Origin of the sequence: Psychrobacter sp. R86515 (assembly GCF_042466315.1) — a bacterium.
Classification (GTDB): Bacteria; Pseudomonadota; Gammaproteobacteria; order Pseudomonadales; family Moraxellaceae; genus Psychrobacter.
In genome coordinates this window covers 193,377-217,342 of record NZ_JAXHCC010000001.1, presented here as the reverse complement: position 1 = coordinate 217,342, position 23,966 = coordinate 193,377, and the positions used below count along the sequence as shown (strand labels likewise).

23 protein-coding genes are annotated in these 23,966 nt (G+C 43.3%); 13 read left to right on the top strand and 10 right to left on the bottom strand.

Features of this window, described 5'->3' with window-relative positions; genetic code table 11:
- Positions 1-194 precede the first annotated feature (194 nt).
- On the top strand, positions 195-1,115 hold the full coding sequence (gene purU, locus SJY28_RS00885) for a formyltetrahydrofolate deformylase (protein WP_379543108.1): 921 nt from the start codon (positions 195-197) through the stop codon (positions 1,113-1,115).
- An 85-nt stretch (positions 1,116-1,200) separates the two neighbouring features.
- Here the strand turns inward: purU and SJY28_RS00880 are convergent, their stop codons facing one another.
- On the bottom strand, positions 1,201-1,965 hold the full coding sequence (locus tag SJY28_RS00880) for an inner membrane protein YpjD (RefSeq protein ID WP_379544881.1): 765 nt from the start codon (positions 1,963-1,965) through the stop codon (positions 1,201-1,203).
- Positions 1,966-2,401: 436 nt separating this feature from the next.
- On the opposite strand from SJY28_RS00880, the gene ffh reads away from it, so the two are divergent.
- The 7 genes from ffh (at position 2,402) to SJY28_RS00845 (ending at position 8,936) form a co-directional block, all read left to right on the top strand.
- A complete protein-coding gene (gene ffh / locus SJY28_RS00875; protein WP_057761369.1) occupies positions 2,402-3,946 on the top strand; it encodes a signal recognition particle protein in 1,545 nt (514 codons plus the stop codon).
- Between the two features lie 270 nt (positions 3,947-4,216).
- Positions 4,217-4,918, top strand: a complete 702-nt coding sequence (gene tsaB, locus SJY28_RS00870) for a tRNA (adenosine(37)-N6)-threonylcarbamoyltransferase complex dimerization subunit type 1 TsaB (protein WP_379544879.1) — start codon at positions 4,217-4,219, stop codon at positions 4,916-4,918.
- Positions 4,919-5,076: 158 nt separating this feature from the next.
- Complete coding sequence (locus tag SJY28_RS00865) at positions 5,077-5,919, top strand: undecaprenyl-diphosphate phosphatase (protein WP_201608189.1); 843 nt, start codon at positions 5,077-5,079, stop codon at positions 5,917-5,919.
- A 66-nt stretch (positions 5,920-5,985) separates the two neighbouring features.
- Positions 5,986-6,885: a class I SAM-dependent methyltransferase gene (locus tag SJY28_RS00860; RefSeq protein ID WP_379543107.1), complete on the top strand. Its 900-nt coding sequence runs from the start codon at positions 5,986-5,988 to the stop codon at positions 6,883-6,885.
- Positions 6,886-6,976: 91 nt separating this feature from the next.
- Complete coding sequence (locus SJY28_RS00855; protein WP_379543106.1) at positions 6,977-7,219, top strand: hypothetical protein; 243 nt, start codon at positions 6,977-6,979, stop codon at positions 7,217-7,219.
- A 129-nt stretch (positions 7,220-7,348) separates the two neighbouring features.
- Complete coding sequence (gene ubiA, locus SJY28_RS00850; RefSeq protein WP_379543105.1) at positions 7,349-8,266, top strand: 4-hydroxybenzoate octaprenyltransferase; 918 nt, start codon at positions 7,349-7,351, stop codon at positions 8,264-8,266.
- Entirely contained in the window at positions 8,259-8,936 is a 678-nt protein-coding gene (locus SJY28_RS00845) for a DUF4112 domain-containing protein (protein ID WP_379543104.1), read from the top strand. The genes ubiA and SJY28_RS00845 overlap by 8 nt, the downstream gene beginning before the upstream one ends.
- A 143-nt stretch (positions 8,937-9,079) precedes the next feature.
- Here the strand turns inward: SJY28_RS00845 and SJY28_RS00840 are convergent, their stop codons facing one another.
- The 6 genes from SJY28_RS00840 to ispZ form a co-directional block, all read right to left on the bottom strand.
- On the bottom strand, positions 9,080-9,724 hold the full coding sequence (locus tag SJY28_RS00840) for a hypothetical protein (RefSeq protein ID WP_379543103.1): 645 nt from the start codon (positions 9,722-9,724) through the stop codon (positions 9,080-9,082).
- Between the two features lie 82 nt (positions 9,725-9,806).
- Complete coding sequence (locus tag SJY28_RS00835; RefSeq protein ID WP_379543102.1) at positions 9,807-10,241, bottom strand: secondary thiamine-phosphate synthase enzyme YjbQ; 435 nt, start codon at positions 10,239-10,241, stop codon at positions 9,807-9,809.
- A gap of 101 nt (positions 10,242-10,342) precedes the next feature.
- Positions 10,343-12,394, bottom strand: coding sequence for a tRNA (5-methylaminomethyl-2-thiouridine)(34)-methyltransferase MnmD (mnmD, locus tag SJY28_RS00830; RefSeq protein ID WP_379543101.1), 2,052 nt, complete (start codon positions 12,392-12,394; stop codon positions 10,343-10,345).
- A 124-nt stretch (positions 12,395-12,518) separates the two neighbouring features.
- Complete coding sequence (locus SJY28_RS00825) at positions 12,519-12,908, bottom strand: hypothetical protein (RefSeq protein ID WP_102091916.1); 390 nt, start codon at positions 12,906-12,908, stop codon at positions 12,519-12,521.
- 56 nt (positions 12,909-12,964) lie between these two features.
- A complete protein-coding gene (locus SJY28_RS00820; RefSeq protein ID WP_379543100.1) occupies positions 12,965-13,291 on the bottom strand; it encodes a YciI family protein in 327 nt (108 codons plus the stop codon).
- 104 nt (positions 13,292-13,395) lie between these two features.
- Complete coding sequence (gene ispZ, locus SJY28_RS00815) at positions 13,396-13,947, bottom strand: septation protein IspZ (protein ID WP_379543099.1); 552 nt, start codon at positions 13,945-13,947, stop codon at positions 13,396-13,398.
- 291 nt (positions 13,948-14,238) lie between these two features.
- On the opposite strand from ispZ, the gene SJY28_RS00810 reads away from it, so the two are divergent.
- Both SJY28_RS00810 and SJY28_RS00805 read left to right on the top strand, forming a co-directional pair.
- Positions 14,239-15,120 (top strand): PHP domain-containing protein, encoded by an 882-nt coding sequence (locus tag SJY28_RS00810; protein ID WP_379543098.1) that lies wholly within the window; start codon positions 14,239-14,241, stop codon positions 15,118-15,120.
- Positions 15,121-15,413: 293 nt separating this feature from the next.
- On the top strand, positions 15,414-16,871 hold the full coding sequence (locus SJY28_RS00805; protein WP_379543097.1) for a diguanylate cyclase: 1,458 nt from the start codon (positions 15,414-15,416) through the stop codon (positions 16,869-16,871).
- Between the two features lie 105 nt (positions 16,872-16,976).
- Here SJY28_RS00805 and truD read toward each other — a convergent pair whose 3' ends face one another.
- Positions 16,977-18,302 carry a tRNA pseudouridine(13) synthase TruD gene (truD, locus tag SJY28_RS00800; protein WP_379543096.1) on the bottom strand — a complete coding sequence of 442 codons (1,326 nt, stop codon included), beginning with the start codon at positions 18,300-18,302 and terminating at the stop codon, positions 16,977-16,979.
- Between the two features lie 243 nt (positions 18,303-18,545).
- Between truD and SJY28_RS00795 the strand changes: the two genes are divergently transcribed.
- Both SJY28_RS00795 and SJY28_RS00790 read left to right on the top strand, forming a co-directional pair.
- Positions 18,546-20,195 (top strand): FAD-dependent oxidoreductase, encoded by a 1,650-nt coding sequence (locus SJY28_RS00795; protein ID WP_379543095.1) that lies wholly within the window; start codon positions 18,546-18,548, stop codon positions 20,193-20,195.
- 366 nt (positions 20,196-20,561) lie between these two features.
- Positions 20,562-21,185 (top strand): GNAT family N-acetyltransferase, encoded by a 624-nt coding sequence (locus SJY28_RS00790; RefSeq protein WP_379543094.1) that lies wholly within the window; start codon positions 20,562-20,564, stop codon positions 21,183-21,185.
- A gap of 44 nt (positions 21,186-21,229) precedes the next feature.
- Here SJY28_RS00790 and SJY28_RS00785 read toward each other — a convergent pair whose 3' ends face one another.
- Complete coding sequence (locus SJY28_RS00785; protein ID WP_227511163.1) at positions 21,230-21,391, bottom strand: hypothetical protein; 162 nt, start codon at positions 21,389-21,391, stop codon at positions 21,230-21,232.
- Positions 21,392-21,808: 417 nt separating this feature from the next.
- Here SJY28_RS00785 and SJY28_RS00780 point away from each other — a divergent pair, with 417 nt between their 5' ends.
- A complete protein-coding gene (locus SJY28_RS00780; RefSeq protein WP_379543093.1) occupies positions 21,809-22,396 on the top strand; it encodes a hypothetical protein in 588 nt (195 codons plus the stop codon).
- A gap of 100 nt (positions 22,397-22,496) precedes the next feature.
- Here the strand turns inward: SJY28_RS00780 and gorA are convergent, their stop codons facing one another.
- A complete protein-coding gene (gene gorA, locus SJY28_RS00775; RefSeq protein WP_379543092.1) occupies positions 22,497-23,861 on the bottom strand; it encodes a glutathione-disulfide reductase in 1,365 nt (454 codons plus the stop codon).
- Between the last annotated feature and the right edge of the window lie 105 nt (positions 23,862-23,966).

Below are 23,966 nucleotides of genomic sequence, written 5' to 3'. Positions count from 1 at the left end.
ATTTATAGAATAAAAACCCCTGACCACGTGTCAGGGGTTTTTAGTTTGTCCTTCTAAATAACCAAATCAGCCTAAATAACTAAAAACAACCAACTCGCTCAGCAAAGTATTGCAAAAAAGATTAAAATAACCGGTTTACTATGCTGTCAGCAATTTTTCAGCGATAAGTCATCATTTTTTATATTGGGCGAATTATGTCAGACAACACTAAAACCGTTTCATTATCGACCATAGCTTCTCAGAGCAAACAGATTCCTAGCGCCATTGATACAGCAACGTTGCTCATCAAATGCAAAGATCAGGCAGGTATCGTACAGGCAGTCTCTGAGTTTATTCATCGTTATGGCGCTAATATCATTACGCTTGATCAGTATTCAACGGCGCATGAAGGCGGTCAATACTTTATGCGTTTAGAGTTTGCTTTGGCAGGATTGGGCGATATTATTGAAAATTTTGAAGCCAGCTTTGCGCATACGGTTGCTAAGCGCCACGATATGGATTGGCGTCTACATAATAATGCAACGAAGACCAAAGTCGGTATTTTGGTATCAAAGTTTGATCATGCGTTGTTAGATCTATTATGGCGACATCAGCGTGGACTGCTCGATTGCGAGATTACTTGCGTGGTCAGCAACCATCCTGATTTAAAGCAAGCAGTACAGAATTTTGGCATTACTTTTCATCATGTGCCAGTGACCAAAGATAATAAAGTAGAGGCAGAAGAGCAGATTCATAAGTTGATGGCAGGTAACGACTTGCTAGTATTGGCGCGCTATATGCAGATATTGTCATCAGATTTTGTCAAACGTTGGCCGATGCAGATTATCAATATTCATCATTCTTTCTTGCCAGCGTTTGTGGGTGCAGATCCTTATCGTCAGGCTTACGATAAAGGCGTTAAGCTTATCGGTGCAACTGCGCACTATGTCACAGCTGAGCTTGATCAAGGGCCTATCATCGAGCAGGATGTACATCGTGTGACGCATCGCCAAGGGGTGACAGAGCTGCGTGCTATCGGCCGTGATATCGAACGCAACGTATTAGCACGTGCTGTAAACTGGCATGTCCAAAACCGTGTGATTGTGGCGGGTAATAAGACAGTCGTATTTAACTAAGAAAACTTAGTAGTGAGTTGGCTAAAAATATAAAAAAGGCGGTCAGTAACTAGTGTTGCTGACCGCCTTTTTTTGAACATATATTTTATAGAAGCATTTCTAAGACGAATTTGCTACCAACAAAGCCAATAGCTAATAGGATAAAGGCATAAATAGTGATATTGGCCGCACGTTTGCCTCGCCAGCCTGCACGCCAGTTACCGAATAGTAGTACACCAAATAATAACCACGACAGCAGACTAAAAACAGTCTTATGCACAATATGTTGCGCCATCAAGTCTTGTACATAGATAAACCCAATCCCCAGTGCGATACTGAGCAATACAAAGCCAACCAAGAGCATATCGAATAATAAACTCTCCATACTTTGCAAGGAGGGTAGTTTATTGACCCAAAAGCGGTGAATGGTATGATGCTTGAGCTCACGTATTTGTAAACGTAGAAATAGCGCTTGTACCGCAGCCATCAACAGCACACAATAGGCAGCCAATGATAATATGATATGGATTTCAAGCCCAATACTTACATCCGTTAATGGTTGATAAGGGGCGCGGCCGACATAACCGACCGTCATACCTATTAACGCAGTGGGTGCAGCCAAAATACCAAGACTAAGAATAGGGCGATATAAACAGAACAACAGATAAAAGAATAAGAAAAATAAACTGGTCAGACTGATTATATTAAATAAGTTGAAATTTAAACCATACAGCGTCACAACGTATGGATATAGCAGTGCTGCATGTGCCGCCATGCCAACCAGCAATAAGCCCAAACTGAGGCTTTTGTGGATAGGTTTGTCCTGAACCAGCGCCCAACCAATATGGATGCTGATTAAGGTATAAGCCATGCTAGCAAGTAAGAATGCAAAGTGCACAGATAAAAAGCCTCATCTTATACTGAGCATAAACTGCCGCTCAATGTGTCGCTAAAGTGGTATTATCAGAATGATTAGAATAATCGTCCAATTTATCATAAAATGGGTGCCAATTGAGCACCATCTTGCTTATAACTTATAAATGATCGGCAGTACTGCATAGCGCAAAACATAAAATATGTCATCTGTAAAAAGTTAACTACAATTATAAGCGCTGTGTCCTTTGCGAAACGACTATAAGTTTTGAGCCATGCTAATGCTATAGTATTGATAATATAATTCTTTTATCATGTCCCTTGTCATGCAATATCCTAATATCTTATAGCGTATCCTAATATTATTTATGAACCATTTTAATGGTTTGATTTAGAGTTATTTTAATTGCGTATTATTTAATTGAGAGTTATTTATGTTTGATACCTTAACAGAACGCTTATCGTCGAGCCTACGTAACATCGTCGGTACTGGGCAGTTGACCGAAGACAATATCAAAGACACGCTACGTGAAGTGCGTATGGCGTTGTTAGAAGCTGATGTGGCGTTGCCTGTCACTCGTGATTTTGTAAAACGCGTAAAAGAACAAGCGCTTGGTGCTGAGGTGCTAAAAGAGTTAGCGCCAGGTCAAGCCTTTGTCAAAATCGTACACGACGAGCTGACCGAAATGATGGGCAGCGCCAATCAGCAGTTAGAGATGACAGGTAAGCCGCCTGTTGTTTATTTGCTAGCAGGTCTACAAGGTGCGGGTAAAACGACTACAGCTGGTAAGTTGGCAAAATATTTACAAGAGCGCCAAAAGAAAAAAGTCATGCTAGTCTCTGCTGACGTTTATCGTCCAGCGGCTATCAAACAGCTTGAGCAAGTAGCCGGTCAAGTGAATGCTAAGTTTGTGAATTCAAGCACGGATGAGAATCCAATTGATATCGCAAAGCGTGCGATTGAAGAAGCCAAAATCCAATATCAAGATATTCTGATCATTGATACCGCGGGTCGTCTACATATCGACGATACCATGATGGATGAGATTAAGGCGCTAACTGCTGCAGTTAATCCATCTGAGACGCTATTCGTCGTCGATGCCATGACGGGTCAAGATGCCGCCAATACTGCAAAAGCCTTTAATGATGCGTTGCCATTGACGGGTGTTATCTTAACCAAGACTGACGGTGATGCTCGCGGCGGTGCGGCGCTCTCTGTACGTGCTATCACTGGCAAGCCAATTAAGTTCTTGGGTCGCGGTGAAAAACTAGACGAGCTAGAGCTGTTCCACCCTGAGCGTATCGCGCAGCGTATCCTTGGTATGGGTGACGTACTGAGTCTGGTCGAAGAAGTTGAGCAGAAAATTGACCGTGATAAAGCCGAAAAAATGGCGAAAAAGATGCAAAAGGGCGGTGACTTCGACCTTGAGGATCTATTGACCCAGTTCCAGCAGATGAAGAGCATGGGCGGCATGGCAGGCTTTTTAGACAAAATGCCTGGTATGGGCGGCTCAGATATGCAAAAAGCGGTCGAAGATGCTAAGCCAGAAGAAAAAGTACGTGAAATGGAAGCATTGATCAATTCAATGACACCATTTGAGCGTAAAAACCCCGATAAAATCAATCCAAGTCGTAAGCGCCGTATCGCTGCAGGTTCAGGCCGTGAGATTCAAGACGTTAACCGTTTGCTCAAGCAGCACAAGCAAATGGCAAAAATGATGAAAATGATCTCCAAACCTGAAGGCATCAGTAAAATGATGAAGTCTATGCAAGGCCTCATGGGTGGCGGTAGTGCTGGCGGTGGCGGCGGTCCATTGTTTGGTGGCGGGCAGCAAGGTGGTGCTAAAGACGTGAACCCAGAACAAATGGCCAAGCAAATGGGACTGGATCCAAATAACATGCCGAGCACCGAAGAGATGCAAAAGCAAATGCAAGAAATGCAAAACCAAGCACCAAAGAAGTTCAAAACCCGCTTTTAAATAACAGTTAGTTATTTCTAAGAAGTTTGATCAAAGCCCCGAAGCCAATGAAGCTTTGGGGCTTTTTATCGTTAGCAGTTGTAGATAAACACTGATGGATAAAGTGTGAAAAATATAGAAATTAATAAAATTCGTGTACCCTAAATGCTATGATAGGCGCTGCTTCACTCTGTCTAGATTATTATAGGACATGAATGACAAATCGTTATAAAAAATTAGTGAAATCTGATAAACCCATTTAGAACGCCAAAAGTAAAAGCCGAGGTTGTGATGTTTTTAGCAATGGATACCGTGTTCGACCAGTGTTCGATCGCGATTTTAGATTCGAGCGGACAGGTACTGTCGAGCCATACCGAAACAGGGAAGCGTCAGCAGACTCAGCAGATTTTACCGATGATTGATGCTGCATTGTCTGAGGCGCAGTTACGTCTTGCTGATATACAGGCTTTAATATTCAATCGCGGGCCAGGTGCGTTTAGTGGTATCCGCATTAATACGGCAGTGGTACAGGCTCTGTCTGTAGCGCATGATTTACCTTGCGTTGGCGTCTCAAGCCTGCAAGCAATCGCACAATGCGCGTATCAGAAGTACGGGCTGACACACCTATATAGCGCCCTTGATGCTCGTATGCAGCAAGTCTACTTTGGACAGTATGAGTTGGTAACTGATGACCAGTTAGGTCATAGCATTATGCAGCCAGTCTTGGCTGATGATAGCGATAGCACTGAGCAGCTATTAGATTATGATAGCCAAACAGTACTCAACCTGCCTATCGCGGGTAATGGCGCGCCGTTATTGGCACGACATGATCAGCAAGACTGCCATGAAGATGTTTGGCCAGATGCGGTTGTCATTGGGCAGCTTGGTATTGCTCAGTTTGCAAACGATGGTGGTACAGAAGCGTCACAGGCATTACCAAAATATCTACGTAATCAAGCTTGGAAAACACTTAAAGAGCAAGGCAAAGCATAGTTTTATAAATATGCTTTTTGCAGCGTCAATTGATAGCAGATAGCTTTTTAGTGTTTAGCAAGCGCATACCAATATAAAATCAACGTTAATATAGGACAGCCAATCGGTCTGTTTTTAGGCCAGTTTTTTTAGGCCAGTCTGTTTCTAGGAAAGTCACTGTGGATATAGTTTTATTCGTTCAAGCTGTCATCATGGGTATCGTTGAAGGTATCACTGAATTTTTACCCATCTCTAGTACGGGATATTTGATTTTATCAGCAGATGTGATGGGTTTCTGGACTAAAGAAAAAGTCGATTTATTTGTCGTGGTGGTACAGCTTGGCGCTATTTTAGCAGTGATTTATGACTATTGGGGTAGATTGTGGCAAGCGCTGATGGGTTTGCTAACTGGTAAAGCAGAGGGCATGACCAATCCTAGACAGCTGGGACTGAGTCTGATTGTCTCTACTATCCCTGTGATGATTGTTGGTTTTACCTTTGCCGATGAAATCAAAGCTTATTTGTTTAATCCTATCGTCGTTGCCATTATGCTCATCATCGGTGGTCTGCTGATATTTTATGTGGAAAAGCGTCCTAAAACGGTCATTGCAGAAGAAGCAGAAGATGTCAGTATAAAAACTGCGTTGATGATTGGTCTGTTTCAATGTTTAGCTCTTATACCCGGGACGTCACGCTCAGGTGCCACTATTATCGGTGCGCTGTGGTTAGGTGTCTCACGTAAGGCTTCTGCTGAGTTTTCTTTCTTTTTGGGTATTCCTGTCATTGTAGGGGCAGCACTGTTGGATTTACTCAAGCATGGTGACGTACTGACGAGCAGTGAAGACTGGCTAGTGCTAGGTATAGGTACCATCGTATCATTTGTAGTGGCGCTACTTTGTATCCGCTTACTTGTGGCATGGGTAAGTCGCCGCGACTTTACTATCTTTGCTTGGTTGCGCATTATCACGGGTGTTATCGTGCTGGTCGCCGCTTGGGGCTTTGGTTATCAAATGGCTGGCTAGATTTGCGTTATGATTTAACACGGCAGTAATTTATAGTGAAAATAAGCAGCAAATAGGATGATGGTTATGACAGATGTGCCCCAGACGTATGACGAGACAGGTGTTTTTGTACATTGTCAGCTATTCTACGTCAAGGACAGCCAGCAAGCACAGGTTGAGAGTCTACAGTCATTGATAGCTAAGCATACATTACCAATTATCTTAGATATAGAGGTCGCTACAGAGAAATTAACTCAAAAGCGCCGTCAGCAATTGAGCCAAGCATCTACTCAGCCTATTTTATTGTTAGATGATAAAGATAAGCTATCATGGCTAAGTGATGGGCTCAGTGTGGCACCTGAGTGGGACAAGTTGCAGCGCCGTGTAGTGAGTGCTGGCCGTAAGTCTGAGTTGCTATTACAAGCGGCCAAAATCACATCAGATAGTCATGTTATTGATGCAACCGCTGGCTTTGGGCATGATAGTTTGATATTGGCCAGTACTGGTGCCCAAGTCACTATGCTTGAGCAGCAGCCGTTGATGGCATTGCTGTTACTTGTAGAGCAGCAGCGTATGAGTGCGCTACCCAATTGGCAAAAGCTCATGAGCCGTCTACAAATTATTAACACTGATGCGCTCAGTTATTTTGCGAATCTAGAAGCAAGCAATGCAATAGATAATGCTACGGCAATCGATGTCGTCTATTTGGATCCGATGTTTCCAGAGGATAGCTATCAAGATAGCAAGACAGGCAAAGGGGCAAAAGTCGGTAAGCATATGCAAGCACTGCATCAATTGGCTCGTCCACCAACTTCAAATGAAGAGCGACAACTGCTAAGTAGGGCGCAGGCCGTTGTCAAACAAAATACGCAAGGCCAAGGTCGCGTGGTCGTGAAGCGCCCACAGTTTGCACCGCTGCTTGCTGATGAGCCTGCAAGTGAAAGCTGGCACAATGAAGCCGTACGCTTTGATGGGTATTTTGTCTGACAGTTGCTGTTTGTGATAACAAATGTACGAGTATAAATGTACGCAATTAATTAGCTTATGTGGGCAGAATTAATGGATTTAGGAGCAAGGAATGTCAGCGTTAATCATTTGGGTTATGGGTGCAGTTTTACTGTTGATTAATATCATGCTGCGTACTCGCATTCTTCGGCTTGAGGCACGGTTAAAAGAGCTGAGCAATCCACAAGAGCAGCTGGTATTTTTACGTCAACAAGCAGCAAAGAAAGACAAAGTCCCAGCGTTAAAAGCTTTGCGCAAGCAATATCCTGAGCTATCACTGATCGAAGCGAATAAATTATGGCAACAAATTCAGTAACCAGGCCATTAACTTAGGAATTAGTCTATTAAAATTTAGTAACCAGCCCCTTCAAAAGTTGATTTAGTTGTTCTGAGCGAAATAGATAAGCGCACATAAAAAGTATTCAATTAATGATAATAAAAAGCCATGACATTTAAAGACAAGCTACAAGCCTACATCCAGCTAACCCGTTTTGATAAGCCAGTTGGCATTGAGCTGCTCTTATGGCCAACGCTTTGGGGTGTACTACTCGCTGCAATGGGTCAAGCGCAGCAGCAAGGAATGACGGCAGCGTTGCCAAGTATCAAGGTATTTGCGATATTTGCCCTTGGTGCAATATTTATGCGAGCGGCTGGTTGTGCTATCAATGACTTTGCCGATCGCAAAGTAGATGGTCATGTGACCCGTACTAAAGGACGACCGTTAGCAGATGGACGCCTATCTGGCAAAGAAGCCGTCGCTGCATTCTTAGTACTGGTGCTGTTAAGTGCCAGTCTGCTATTTTTCTTACCCATAGCTGTATTCTACTGGTCGCTTGGTGCCGTTGTATTGGCGTTTATTTATCCATTTATGAAACGCTATACGCACCTGCCGCAAGTATTTTTAGCAGCTGCTTTTGGATGGGCGATACCGATGTCTTATGTGGCGGTGCAAGGCGCTCCCGATATTTGGTGTTGGCTGCTATTCTTAGCTTATATGTGTTGGACAGTGGCCTATGATACGCAGTACGCGATGGCTGACCGTGAAGATGATTTAAAGATTGGCGTAAAATCAACGGCGATACTATTCGGTCGTTATGATGTGATTATCATCTCAATATTACAGATGCTATTTTTGCTAATGATGGGCGTGGTTATGTGGCACTACTTTGCCCCGACCACATTAGGCGTAACGCCGGTATTTGGATTGGCGCTTGTTGCGCTGATGTTTGCCAAACAAAACAGCGCTTGTGCCAGTCGCAATCCTTTGGCTTGCTTTCAGGCGTTCTTGGCCAATATCTGGGTAGGGCGCTATGTCTTTGCGCTCATCGCAGTTACTTGCATATGGACGACGCTAAATGGATAAATTCGATAAGTTGCCGAGATTCAAATCAAAGAAATTGTCTGATACAAATGGCTCAGGCGTAAACTATCAAGCTAAACTTGCAGAGCATGGGCTAACTCGCGAGCAAGTTATCGCAACTGAGCGTAAACTGGCAAAATTTGCTAACACCATGGATTCACTAGTACGATTGCCTTTTACCAAGCAAGGAATGGGTGCGGATGCGGCGCTTTCAACCATTCCACTAGCAGGAGATTTGGCAGGATTGGCATTGACCAGTTATGCATTTATATTAGGACGTCAGTTAGGTGTGCCTGCTCATAAAATGACACCAGCGGTTAGATTGGCATTTATTGATATGGTCGTTGGCATCGTACCTGGCATTGGTACGCTATTAGATATTTTTATTCGCCCTAGCCGTAAGACGCTGGGTATTGTGCACGAGCATCTACATCATGAGTATGGTATTACCGAAACCATGCATATGGATCGACCGTTTTTGCACCAGTCATTAGAAGACAAACAACAGCAAAGCCGCTTTGGGTTTTTTTGGCGTAATCCAATCGTTGCTTGGTTATATCTGCACATCCCTGATTTTCTTGGACTGCTAGTCATTGTATTTGTCGGTTGGGGGCTGTGGGCATTGATAAGCTGGTTGGTCGGTATGTTTGGGCAATCGACTGGGTTTGGTTAAATACAATCACTCATTAGACAGCTCAGTAGAGACAAGTCAGTAGAGAGCAATACACAGAAACGAAAAAGGCGGCAACGATAATAACGTTTGCCGCCTTTTTTATGGTTTTAAATAGGGCATTGAAACAAAGGCCGCCTCAGACTTTATTCAGTGATGACTTCTGCTTCAGCACTGACGGCATCAAAGCTAGTCACTTTATTATTTCGGATAAGGTCGATAGTGCCGCCACCAGCATGACTGACGAGTTGGATGTTACCGTCAGCTGATTGATAGGTAGGATTGTTGCCTTGGCCTTCTGGTGCGCTCAATGTCATTTTTGGCTGGTTGGGACGAGTAATGATAGCGTTAAGCATACCAGCTGCCGAAGTCTCAAAGACCACAGATAAACTCTCACCTGCTGCACTCTTATAACGGACATCAGTGATTTGTGCGCCTTTGATAGCTTGTTCTGGATTAGGTTTTTCAGCGCTATCACTTACCGTGGAGGTAGTATCACCAAGATCTTTATCTAACTCTGTTAAGCTCATATCACGTTCTGAATCAGTATCGGTCTGCGCTACATTTTGAGCATCATCTGCATTGCTATCTTTAGCTTCATCAACGTTGATATTGGTCGTTACTGGCGTGGTTTGCGTGGAAGTTTCAGCTGTAGTTGTATCAGTTGCTTCAGGTTCTGGATCTTTTTGACAAGCAGTCAGTAGCAACAGGCTGAAGAAAATAGCAGGAGCCGTAATACATAGACGCTTAGACTTATTTGAGTGTATTATTTTTGAGACAGAAGTATTCATAATCAGCTTTATCCGTTAATGGCGCTCTACGTAAATGGGATAATTTGCAAGGGTTAACCTGCTATTTATTGACAGTATCTTATTACGTATTTACCGTAATCACCAGCTTACGCTGTCCGCCATGTTCTTGAAGGTTTCTATGCTCACATAAATAAATACCTTGCCACATGCCTAGACCTAACTCACCATCGACAAGCGGTATAGTCAAGCTTACTCCAAGCATCATGCTTTTGAGATGCGCTGGCAAGTCGTCTGATCCTTCTAAGGTATGGCGATACTCTGGCTGATTTTCTGGTGCGATTTTATTAAGCCAATCCTCTGTATCTAGTCGGACATCCGGATCAGCATTTTCATTGATCGCAAGACTGGCTGACGTATGCAGCAAAAACAGATGAACCAACCCTACCTTATCAGAATGAGGTAACAGCTGAGAAATAGCTTCTTCAATCCTCGGAGTAATGATATGAATGCCGCGCGCATAGGCGGGTAGAGTAAGGGTGGTTTGGTGATAGCTCATGGGGTATATCTCATTATTCGAGTCGACATTAAATTAAGATATCATAAGACAGAATAAACCGTAGAGAGCATTGTTGTTATTTACACAAGAGCCATTTATTCTTAAACAAGCGGCGTCTGTAGCCGTGTACGATTGGGTGATAGACGTGCGAGCATTGCCTCTGACAGTGGTGAAAATGACCCTAGCATCATATCTGCTAATGCTTCAGCACAAATAGGTGCTAATGCATAACCCTTTGCGCCCATCGCACTCATTGTCCATATCCGCTGACTATTTATCAATTGTCCAACGATAGGGTGGTAATCAGGCGTTTGGGTGCGAATGCCAGCTCGTCCCTGCCACAGACTCGTATCTGCCGGAATGACAGATGCCATTTCAGGAATAGCATTGATGAGCTTGTCTCGGCTAATCTGATGTTCCTCATCACGTATGTCAGTACTTGTGTCATTGCGGATAAAACTTGCGCCAAGTAATAAATAGGGCTCGTCAGCGACGACTGTATTTAACTCATCATCTCCAGTCTGTGCGTTGAACCGCGCACAGTAACCACTATATTTAAGCGGTATTTTAGGTAGCTTTATTAATTGCTCCGCTGAGGGGGTAAACCAAGACAACTGCCCACGAATTTTACGACAGTCAAAAATACGCTGATCCAATTGATGACTTTCAAAAGCCGCGCAAATGACGATATTATCAGTAGTCATCGTGACAGTGTTACGGTTTCCATCGATACCTTCGATACGAACTTGCTGCTCAGTCTCGTTGATTTTAGTCACTTCTAATTGCTGAAAGCGAATGAGTGGATGAGTTAGTACGATGTCTTTTAATGCTTGCGGATTGACCAGACCAGACTGAGGTAAGTATAAGTTCTCTGATAAGTTCTGCTCTTTCAGGCCACTAGCAATCTGTGCTTGCTCATGCGATAGGGTGGTCGCCATCTCATCAGGATAGTCGGCAATTTGTTCTGTACCGATATTGGCTTTTATGAGTAAATCAAGGGCGCCAGTCGGTTCAAGTACCGGTGCTGTATTAAGCTGTACAGCTGTTTGATTAAGGTCTCGATATAGCCTGCTGCTATGGAGATAGCCTATGGTATGCAGATGCTCGTCAACATGGTGAATCGGCGTCATTTTGGGCGCAAGTAATGCTCTAGGATTGCCCGATGCACCTGCCAAGGGCGCTGATTTATCTAATAAGGTGACGGTAATGCCACGATTGGCAAGCGACCAAGCTGTCAGTAAACCCGAGACACCTGCACCAACGACGACAGTGTGATCAAATGTGATATAAGTCGTTTCTTGCTTTGCATCGCGACCTTCATTAACACTATCAGTATCACCATTTTCTACATTGGTCATGATGGCCGTTAGCATTTCTCGCTTTCGACCAAAACCTCTGACTTTTTTAATTTGAAAGCCATGTTGTTTTAGTCCACGCTTGACGATACCTGCACAGCTATAAGTAGCGGCAGTCGTATGAGGGCGTGATAGGCGCTGCATTTGGGCAAAGATACTGTCAGCCCACAAGGTGCTGTTGCAAGAAGGCGCAAAACCATCCAAAAACCAAGCATCAATATAAGGCGTATACTGATGGGAGTGGTCTAATGCCAGTTTGCTTAGACTTCCCGCTGCATCACCAAGCCACATATCGACAGTTAAGTTATCATGAGAAAAACTTAAACGATGACAGCCTGAAATCAGGGGCGGATATGCAGCCAAAAGTGGCTTAATAAATGCCATTAGCTCAGGCGCACGCTCACCCCATAGCGCAAGTATCTGGGTCAGATCTGCTAGCGGTATAGGAAATTTTTCAGTAGTGATAAAGTGTAAACGAGCCGTTGCTAATTGCGGATTGGTTTCACGTAATTGTTGCCACAATTGCCATGTTGCTAGTAGATTAAGCCCAGTTCCGAAGCCTAGCTCAGCAATCGTAAAGCATTGCTTTGGTGCAAGGTGTGCTAAACGTTCTGGTAACTGATTGTGCTCTAGAAACACGTGACGCGTCTCTGCCAAACCATCTGCATGAGAAAAATACACATCCCCAAACTCACCTGATACTGGCACCATATTGCCAGTATCATCCATTTGCCAGTCAATCTTGGCAGGTGTGATAACGTTTAAATGTTCAGGGTTTTGATAGTTAGCGATAGACATGAGGCACTTCTTAGAAATATCAGGAACGGAAGCTAAACGATCAGTTATTACGAATCAATGATATCGACATTTGGTCAGACACAGCGAAGTAGAGTAATGCAAGTCAGTGCGAGCACAGCTTACGCTACCAGCGCTCACGACGGACAAATACTAACCACGAGACAAAAATACCGACTAATAGACTGATCAGAACGGTAAACGCACCGTATAGAAACAACTGTCCTTTACTTTCGTAGACCAAGACATTTACTTGAGTCTGTAAATCGTTCACTTGGCGCTGTAATTGTGCATTACGGCTGAGCAGCTCTTGATTGGCAGCTGACAATGCTTTAGTAGATGGTTGCAGCTGTGCCGCCAAGGTATCATTGATATCTAAAGCTGAGTTTTTCGTTGGCAAAGCGCGCGCCGCTACTGGGCCAGTCAGCGGCAGCACTGCTGTCGGATCGGTTGCATCGACAGCAGGTGTTATGGGCGCAGCAGGTGCAGCCTGCGCCGAAACGGCTGTCACTAACATGAGACCAATCAGGGCACTTTTGTATAAACGCGTAGGTGAAAAAGAGACTCTCTGGATCACGATGCAGCTACTTGATTGTTGCTATCAGTTGGTGCTGGCAATGCTTGAACAAATGGTTTGATATCGACATGACTATACACGCCATCACGTAAGTAAGGCTCATGGTTTGCCCATGCTTGAGCCGCTTTGATAGAGTCAAAATCTGCAATGATTAAGCTGCCTGACATATCACTCTTGCCATGCTCGATAGGCGTTGGACCTGCGATAACGAGGCGTCCCTCTTGGTGCAGCGCTTTTAAACGTTCAATATGTTCAGTACGAGTGATCAGACGTTGTGCACTGCTATTAGCCACGTCATGACCAATGATTGCAAATAAAGACATGAGACTTCCTTAGTGAATAATAAAAAAGTAATGATGAGCTTATGTGGGCTTAGTATAAACGTCATAGCGACAAAGTGATTGCTGCTATGACCAGGCAACAGAAATTATTTTGTGGCTTTGTCTGTTAGGGCAGGGTTGAGATGCTTTTTCAACATGGCAAATTGAGCCACGACAAACACCAGCATAATTGGAATCCAGCCATAGGTCTTAAAGTTGATCCATGCTTCATCTGACATTGTGAACGCTGTGATATAATGTAGTACAGCCATTAGGGCAAAAAACAATGCCCAAGCAACGGTTAGCTTTTTCCAGCCGCTAAGCGTCAGGGTAAATACCTCTTTCATAGCAAGCTGCATCAATGGCTTATTAATAGCGGCACTGACGAATAGTGTCAACGCAAAAATACCATTGATAATGGGCGATTTCCAACGTAAATAAATATCATCACGCAGCAGTAATGTGCCGCCGCAGAATAAAATCGTTAATAATAAGACAACCCATTGCTGCTTATCAAACTTACCTTTTTGACGAATAAAATGAATGGCGTAAACGATAATAGTGGCGACGAGCAAAGCCCCTGCCGCTGCTAAAATACCGTTATAACGCGCCGCGATAAAAAAGGCAATTAAGGGAATAAAGTCTAATAATGCTTTCATAGCAAAGGGTATATCCAACAAAAACGTATGGGGTAGTTTACACGTCTACCGCACCAAAAAAAAGCAATCAACACGATAATCATGCGATATACGCAACCTACAGAGTAATACTTTCTTATTGCGCCTGATGACCATGCCACTGGCCAAATATAAACACGAATACAGTAACGATAACGGCTAAATCTACAGAATCAGCAAGACAAATCACAATACTCATAGTAGTAACAATGACTGTCTGCTCACTAGCTTTTATTCTACTTCTACTTTATTTAACACTTTAAGGCTCAGCTTATGAAAATTGACTTACATTGCCACAGTACTTGTTCAGATGGTACCTATGCACCGACCGAAGTCATACAACGTGCCCATGCAGCGGGCATCAACGTATTGGCATTGACTGACCATGACACGCTGGCAGGAATTGACGAGGCGAGAGACGCTGCCAGTGCCTGCAATATGCAGATTATTAATGGCGTTGAAATCAGCTGTGAACATACGTTAAGCGGTGGTTACGGAAAGAATAAATCCACCAATAAAATTATTCATGTACTTGGACTGGACTTTACTGATCGCGAAAAAATGCACGCAACGCTGCAGCAACTGCAAGACAGTCGAGCCACTCGTGGTCAACGTATCGCTGAAAAATTGAGTGAGCTATTAGATATTAATTATGATGAGCTATGGCAAGCAGTGCTCGATAAAGCAGGCGGCAACCCACAAGCAGTCGGGCGCGCCCATATTGGACAGGTATTGTTTGAGCGCGGTGAAGTCAAAACCGTTCAAAAAGCTTTTGATAAGTACCTAGCAGATAATAAACCTGCTTATGTAGCAATTGAGGCATTGACGATGCAGCATGGTATCGAGCTGATTCATGCTTGCGGCGGCAAAGCGGTGCTCGCACATCCCACGCGATATCAACTATCAGCGACACGCGTGCGTAAACTGATCGAAGAGTTTGCGCAGCTTGGCGGAGATGCTTGTGAACTACCAGCCACTAGTGAGCCGATTAGTACCCGCAGAATGGTCGACCGTAGCATTGCTGAGCATGGTCTTGCGGCTTCTATTGGTAGTGATTTTCATGGTAGTAACATGCCTTGGCGACGTTTGGGCGACGTTCCTATTTTGAATGATGATCAGCAAGGGGTTTGGGAGTCTTTTGCAACGCTTGCTTAGTGAGTAGGATTTACCTTTTTACAGTTACTTCTAATAAGGTTATTTTCAGTAGCGATAGGGCCTTATTTATCATGATGAATAAGGCTAAAAATGGGCAAGTAAACAAAATTACATTCATAGAGAAATTATTGGGAAATAAATGCGTAAAATAGATTGATAATAAGGCCAGAACTTGTAACACTTGATATGAAAATTTCAGAGCGAATAATATGCTTTGGCTTTGATTTTAGCGCTTATGTATTCAACGCATTTATACCTTTTAATGTATTTACACTCTCTGCGGTAGCCCTTCTATGGCTGTATCGATATCCCATCTAGGTTACAACAAAATCTCTCAAATGATTTTTGAGTGGCAGGCTGCTGACCGAACATCGCTGATGGCCTTATTTATCGTGTTAGAAGTGTCATTGCATTGGTTCTGGTGCTTGTATGTCTGGTGGCAGCAAGATGCGTTAAACACCTATGTGAACATACATTATTTATATCCATTATGGCTTGGAATTAGCTTTGTCGGTTTGTTCTTTTTGTGCATGGTCAAAGGCTTATTTCATTCGAGCAATGACAACGACATTGTCTTAAGCAGATGGCAAATAGCTTTGGTTTTGGTTTACACTGCTTACATTTCTACTGTTATTGTGATGATAGGGTACAGCAGTCTGTTTGCAGGCGTGTCGCTCGTCGGCGGCGCTATGCTTGGCATGATGCTGATTAAGCGCCGCTATGCTTGGCGTATGTTTTGGCTGCATATTATCTTGATGCTATTAGCGATTATGTCACCTTACTTTGGTATCAGTCTGCCTAATTTACGCCAGTTAACCGTCATTCATCCCATGCTTGAAAGTCATAACTATCTAACTTACAACGAGATTATGGCTGCTGAAAATGCGGTGGCTGCGTTAGCTTTTGAAAATAATGTCTTAAATTGGGATAGTATCAGCGAGTTACAGCGTTCATCGGCCTTTTTTTGGCGGTCGACGCATTTATATTTAGCGCTACCAAAAGCGATTTTTATCGTCTATATGTTCCGTGCCTTACTGTTGGTATTAGATGATAGTCGGTTTGAGACCCTTCTACATGCCAATCAGGACGAGCTTACTCAGCTTAAAAATCGCCGCTACGGTCTGAAAAAGATGAAGTATGCCTTGGCTACTGTGCGAGAATATCAAGACTTAAGCGTCATGCTGTTAGATTTGGACTGGTTCAAACAGATTAACGATAATTATGGTCACGACGTAGGTGATCAGGTTCTGATTGAAATATCGCAGACGCTATCGCAGTCGTTAACAGATGAGTCAATCATCAGTCGTTACGGCGGCGAAGAGTTTTTAATTGTACTACCAGACACGAAGCATGATAGTGCTATGGTGATAGCTGAGCAATTACGACTAAATATTGCTGAGCATGTCATGAAGATTGAAGGTCTGGCTGATTTTAATGTGACAGCAAGCTTTGGGTTATATACCTTAACTCATGAAGAACGAACTTGTATCGCGCAAGGCTACAAAACAATCACACAGCAAAAGACTGTCGCTCAAACGTCACCTCTTATCAAGCCAATTGCTACTCAGCGCGCGGAAAGCAAAATCGCCTCAATGCAAAAGCTGCCTAGTGATATCTGCCAACGACTTATTAGCATAGCGGATAAAGCCTTATATGAAGCCAAGCACCGTGGTCGCAATCAAGTTGTCAGTGCAAACGAGATGTGGGCTGAAAAAGAAGGCGGTAAGCAATCGCTTTACAAAAGTCGCTAGTCGTTCATAAACAGCCATACCGCTAACATTGTGTAAGTATTATCGGTATGGCCGATATTCTATTGATTAGTCCAATTTAGATGCCAGTCTCATTCATCCATCCAATCAATATATCAACTGCTGTACCAAGCTTGCGAGCACACTTGTGGCAAAGCTACCCGTAGTCAAAGTAAAGTTTAATACTAGTGTCTGATCGTCCGACCATTCCCAGCTTAACGCCTCAATCGGTAGGCGTAGCGCTCGCCTTTGCGCCTTAATATCGCGCTGCTCTAATCCAGTTGCTAGTTGCATGAGTAGTGGGCTGTGTTGTACTACCGTGGTCTCTAAATCTGCAGCGCTACCGGTAACTTTATCGTTACCCGTGCCCCATAGCACAGCAGTTGGATGAATATCGCCACTGTCAATACGAGCATGCAACGTATCATCTAGTGTTTCACTAGTAAATATCGATCCTGAGCCATCTAAATTAAAAACCTCGCCTGCTAGGCCAGTGTTCCAGCTGCCATCACGTACTCGCGCTGCCAATATCTCATTAAATATCAAGCTACGTGCAGCAGACAATTCCATCGTATTTTGCTCGCGCGGGGCACGCTTGCGTTTGCTCTTTTTTGGTTGTGGGCGAGGCTCTCGCGGCGGACGAGCAAACAGTGATAAAGCTTCTCTGACGTTATTACCCTGACGTCCAAAGCGCTGTGGACCAAAATAATTGGGTACACCGTTTTTGCCAATGCGCGTTAAGTGCTGCTCGACGGCCTCTTTTGCAGATAGTAGTTGCTCAGGTGATACGTTATTTTCGTCATCAACGTTTTCGTCACCATCGCTCGCAAACTGGATATCACGTAAAGTAATAACAAACTGATTGGCACGGTGCGTACCGCGATTGAGTTTTTTATTGTGCCAATTCTGCGCAAGGATAGTGACAGTCTCATTTTCGCCGATGTCTACTGGTGCAAACTCAGTAGGCGGTAATTGTTTTTTTGGTATGCGAAGGCTAAACCACTGAGTCGTCAACGCATGACGATCCTTCAACCCTGAGTAGCCGACGTCACGCAATGGAATGTCTGCCCACTCTGACAGTAGTTTCGCCAGATAAGCAGTATTCATGCCTGATTTTTCAATATGCAACCATAAATGCTCACCTTCACCAGTGAAATCTAATGGCAATAGCTCATTAACGATAAAATCAGTCGTATTGGCTTTATAAGTCGCTTGCTGTATTGGCTGCAAACTTGGCTGTGGCAAATTTGCAGTATCTGTAATAGTGGCAATATCAATATGAGCTAGGTCAATTTGCTCACTGGCTGTTTGTTCATTAGCGTTTTGATCAATAGCTGTTGGATCAATAGCTGTTGGATCAATAATAGCAGCTTGGCTATCTAAACTATCTTGAGCAGTAGTAGTTATTTCGTTTTGGTTATCTTGAGAAGTCATAAGGTCGTCTTTTATTTTGTTTATTAATAATGATTAGAAGTAAAAAGAGTGCGGAAAGCAAAGTTGCATAATTACGTTTTGCAACGCAGCAAACATACAAAAAAACATCGTGTGCGCGGCGCTCTTGCTACTATCAATGCATAGCATATTAAAAATAATAGGATAAGTTGAATTTGTCTGGTTGGTTACGGTCATTTTCAACCTGCTGTCATCAGACATCATTATAACTGTTAAGGAAGCATTATGACCGACGCAACGATCAACACAGTCACCATCAGTAAAGCGGATATTCCAAGCGGTGGCATGAAGTCGTATAAGCAAGAAGACGATAGTATCATTTTAATCACTCGCGATGACGATGAGTTCCGTGCATTCGATGGCAAATGCCCACATGCGGGCGCAGATTTGGGTAACGGATTACGCTGTGGCAATCGGGTAGTTTGTCCTTGGCATCATGCGACTTTTGATAGTCGCGACGGCACCCTATTAGAGCCGATAGCGACTAAAGGCTTGACCCAGTATGAGCTGATTCATGATGGTGACAATTTGACAGTCGATACCTCAGCTCAGGTAACGGGGCAGGTCGAAAATGACAAATTAACTGACACCCATACTATTATCGTTGGTGGGGGCGGTGCAGGATTTATGACGGCCAACCAATTGCGTCAGGGTGGCTATGGCGGCAAGATTACGTTGATTAGTAAAGAGGATAAGGCTCCTTACAATCGTCCTTTATTATCCAAAGCGTTTTTGGCAGGTAAGATGGACGAGGATAAGCTGCTATTGGGCGGTGTTGACTGGGCGAATAATAACAATATTGAGTTACGCCTCAACCAAACGGTTAGCGAAGTGCTACCCAATGAAGCGTCCGTCGTCATAGAGGATAATGAGGGCAACAGCGAGCAACAAACTGCAGACTTCTTGGTCGTCGCCACTGGTGCTAAACCAAACTTACCACCTATCAAAGGTGCTCAGATAGATGGCGTATATACGCTACGTAGCATGAGTGATGCCAAATTAATTAAAGCGGCCAGTCATGACCAGCGTGTGGTGATCATCGGTACAGGTTTTATCGGTATGGAGACCGCTTCGGCATTAGCGCAAGCAGGCACGACAGCTTCTATTACAGTGATTGGGCAAGGTAGCCGTGTGATGGGCAATATTGTCTCTGAAACGGTGAGTAACGCCTTAATTAAATTACATGAAGAGAAGGGCATTAACTTTGTGTTTGACGCAACCGTCAATGAAATTACTAAGGTTGACCGTCAAGTGGACAAGGATGGAGATAACAATAATCAGGCTTTCTCTAATGTAGGCGGTGTCACGCTGGCGAATGGTGAGCATATTGATGCCGATATCGTGATATTGGGTACTGGCGTGTCTCCACGTACAGAGATATTGAGCGCAGTTAACGATCCAGATGGTGTGCAAGTCGATGCGCATCTACAGCTGCGCGATGGCGTCTATGCGTTGGGTGATATCGCTAAAGCCACCAACCAAATGGGTCGCATGCGTATCGAGCATTGGCGCGTGGCGCTGCAGCATGGCATGGTCACGGCTGCTGCAATCCTAAATGATGACAGTATTGATTCATTAGAGGCGCGTATTCCGTTCTTTTGGACCATGCAATATGGCAAGAGCCTACGCTATAGCGGTCATGCCGAGACACCAGATCACAATATCCTATTTGGTACGCCAGATACGCATGATTATATCGAATACTATTTTGATGATGAAGGCGAAGATACACGGGCTAGTGCAGCAAGTACGCTTGGACGTGACAAAGAGCTGGTTGCCTTCTCTGAGCTATTACGCCGTGGTCATGCACCGACGCGCGCACAGCTTAATGCAGGGCTCGATATTATTGAGCAAGCGCATGCACTATCGCGATAGTACTATCAAGCAATAAGTATTAGTATTTGGGGCATGTTATCAATTAGCACATCAATACATTTAGTGGTCTTAAAATGACTAAATTTTGCTAAACATCGTCAGAAATCTTGCAAATATGTTCATATTAACGGCAATTTCTTCCTCGTTTATCTATAATTTTTCTCATTTTAAGCCGCACAATCTAATTAAGGACATGCCCTAGACTGGCTTAGTGATCTAAGTCAGTTTTTTATATGGCTAAATCCACATAAGTCCGCTACATCGTCACCCTCATTAAGTATACTAATGTATAACTTGCACTCGGTTTTCTTGTATCGAAATTATTTGAATGCAACTATACATAGACGGAAAAGGAAAAATTATAATATGAGCGAAAATAATATAAATAACAGCAATATAAACACAGACCATTTTGATAAAGAGTCGGTATTTTTGCGTGAAGCGACATTAGAGGATATTGGCGCACTTGAGCAGTTATTGAACTGCTGCTATCGCGAGACAGCAGGCTGGACCAATGAGGCCGACTTAATCGGCGGTATCAGGACCACATCAGCGGAGCTCGCTGCCGTAATCAATGATCCTAATCACTATTATTTTGTTTATCCAAAAACCACAACAGGCGACCGTGATGGAGAAGAAACGGATGAAATACTCGGCTGTATCGCTGTCGATATCAAAACCGATGCTGACTCAAATAAAAAAGCCTATATCGGTATGTTTGCGGTACATCCTATGCTACAAGGGAAGGGTGTTGGCAATGTGATTTTACAAGCGGCTGAGACCTTTGCAGATCGCCACTTACAGTCACTGAGTCAGCCTAGCCGTCTGACCATGTCTATACTAAGTCATCGTCCTGAGCTTTTGGCTTACTATCAGCGCCGTGGTTATCAGTTCAATGGTAATAAAATGCCGTTTCCAAACGATGGCAATAATGGCGAGCCAAAGCGTGATGATTTAGAGCTATTAGAACTAGAAAAAATCGTTAGCTAATCAAGTTGGCCTAGTAAAAAACACTAAAAAATATTCTATCTCGCTCAACCCCAAAAATGTCCAAAAGTCATAAATAGACCGATACTCAGCAGCATAAATGCCACAATAATCAAGCGCTTGAACCAGTTAAATGCGGGCAAGCGCGTGGCATTATCATCCGACATCAGATAAGCGAACAAAAACAATAGGCTTGCTGCCAAGGTCATTATCCCAAGCCCAATCGGTAATATAAATAAGTACACCTGCCACACAGTCATCTCTCAACGGTCAGTATTAAGCGCATCATAACAGCAACGGGGTTATGCTGTCTGTAAGGGCAATCCTTACAAATTTAAAAGTAATTAACTCACAAAGCCAGTAATCGATAAAGTGAACGGAAAATAAGAAATTAAGCTGGGTTTATCAGAAATATATCTGTATATTTATGGAAACATTACAGAAATATATAGCATAATATGCATTGTTTAAAAAACTTTGTAATGATACGAGCAAGCTAGCCATTGCAAATAGAGTTAGGAGTATAACTTACACTAGCAAGGTCGTATCTAACCCTACAGTGGGCGTTATAAGCTTAATTTAATATAAGAATTTATTTCTGTTTATTGAAGTATTGGAGAGTAAAAATGAATATCTTGAAAGGCCTGCTGATTGTTGTATTACCATTTTTAGTAATATCTTGTTCTACAACAAACTCTATATATCAACCTAGTAGTCCAGTCGGCTTAATTAATCAAGCACCATCATCAATAGACAATTTTGTATATTCAGACTCAAAAGTTTATCCAAGTGAAAGCTTGGGATATCTTTTAAGATACAGAACAAAATCTAATGGGTTAGCTGATGTTTATGTTTATCCTGTACCAAAGCAGTTGATTGATAAGACTCATGGGGATATTGTCAAAGCTATGACCTCTAGTGCAGTAGCTGATATTAGAGAGCTGGAAAGTCAGGGATTATACAAGAATTTTAATATCATTAAACAAGACTATGAGGTTACAGGTCAAAAGTCGACTGGTAAAGTTTATGCCACAGTAGTCAATAAAGGATTAAATACTTCAACAGCACTATACTTGACTGAAGATAAAGGAAAGTTATTCAAAATACGTATATCAGAACCAAACTCTGAACTAAGTCAGGTGCAACCATATTGGAATTCATTTGCTAATGATATGTTTAGTTTCTTAACAACACATAATATCCCTAATCAATAAATAGTATGTAGGCTGGAAGTCATAATGTCTGTCCAACCTACAAGCCAATATTGACCCTAATCTGTCTAAAGCCTAATACTTAGTACTAACTTGATAGCGCTTAACGCATCGTCACAAACTCTTCTGAACCAGTTGGATGGATGGCAACCGTATTGTCAAAATCAGCCTTAGTCGCACCCATTTTGATCGCGACGGCAAATCCTTGAATCATCTCATCGACACCAAAGCCAATGCCATGCAGGCCAATGACTTTTTCATCATCGCCCAAGCATACCAGCTTCATGGTGCATTTTTGACGATGTTGAGTGACCGCGCTATACATATCGGTAAAGCTTGAGGTATAACATTTGATGTTTTCTTTGCCATAGCGTTCTACCGCGTCGATTTCAGACAGGCCAATCGTACCGATAGCTGGATGGGTAAAAATCACGGTCGGTATCAACGTATAGTCTAAGTGCTCATTTGGCTTATTGTTAAACAAACGCTCGGATAAACGACGACCTGCGGCAATCGCTACGGGCGTTAGATCTACGCTGTTCTCGATAATATCACCAACCGCATAAATACCATCGACGTTGGTGTTTTGGAATTTATCGACTTTGATTTTACCAGTCTCAGTCGTCGCAACCCCTGTCACCTGCAGATTGATACCGTCTGTTGATGGCGCGCGACCAATCGCCCAGATCAAGCAGTCAACAGTATCGATACAGTCTTCACCGCCATCGTTGGTGGTTAAATCAAGGCTGTCATCTTCATTTTTATTGACTTCATTGATCACCGTATTGGTGTGTAACTTAATGCCAGCTTGTTCCATTTCTATCAGCAAAGTCTCTACGATAGTATGGTCAAACGTACGTAGTGGTGAATGTTTACGTACATACAAATGCACTTCGGCACCCAGACTGTTTAACACGCCTGCGATCTCGACAGCGATATATCCTGCACCTACAATCGCCACACGTTTTGGCAAGTGATTTAACGCAAAAAAGCCGTCAGAGTCGATGCCGTATTCTGCACCTTTGATATCTGGCTGAATAGGATGACCGCCCGTAGCAATCAAAATATGGTCTGCGGTAATCAGCTCGCCATTCACTTCTACGGTATTGGTATCGACAAACTTAGCAAAGCCTTTGATCACTTCGACGCCGTTTTTGGCCAAGTTATTGTCATAAGCGCGGTGAATGTTTTCGATATATTGTTGACGGCTCTGTACCAGCTTTTGGAAGTCAAAACCTTTAACGTCGACATCAAAACCATAGTCTGGTGCATATTTATGGATGGCTTCAGCCACTTGCGCGCCATACCACATTACTTTTTTGGGCACACAGCCCAAATTCACACAAGTGCCACCTAATTGATTGGCTTCGATAATGGCGCATTTTTTGCCATAGCTGGCTGCACGGTTGAGTGACGCGATGCCGCCGCTACCACCGCCAATAGAGATATAGTCATAATGTTTGGTCATAATACGGTCTCTTTATTAAGTTGTTATGGGTGCTGTTTCTGACTCTACTGTAATGGGTCTTATCATCCATCTTACAAGTTTTTTATGGTTGGCGTATGTTGAATC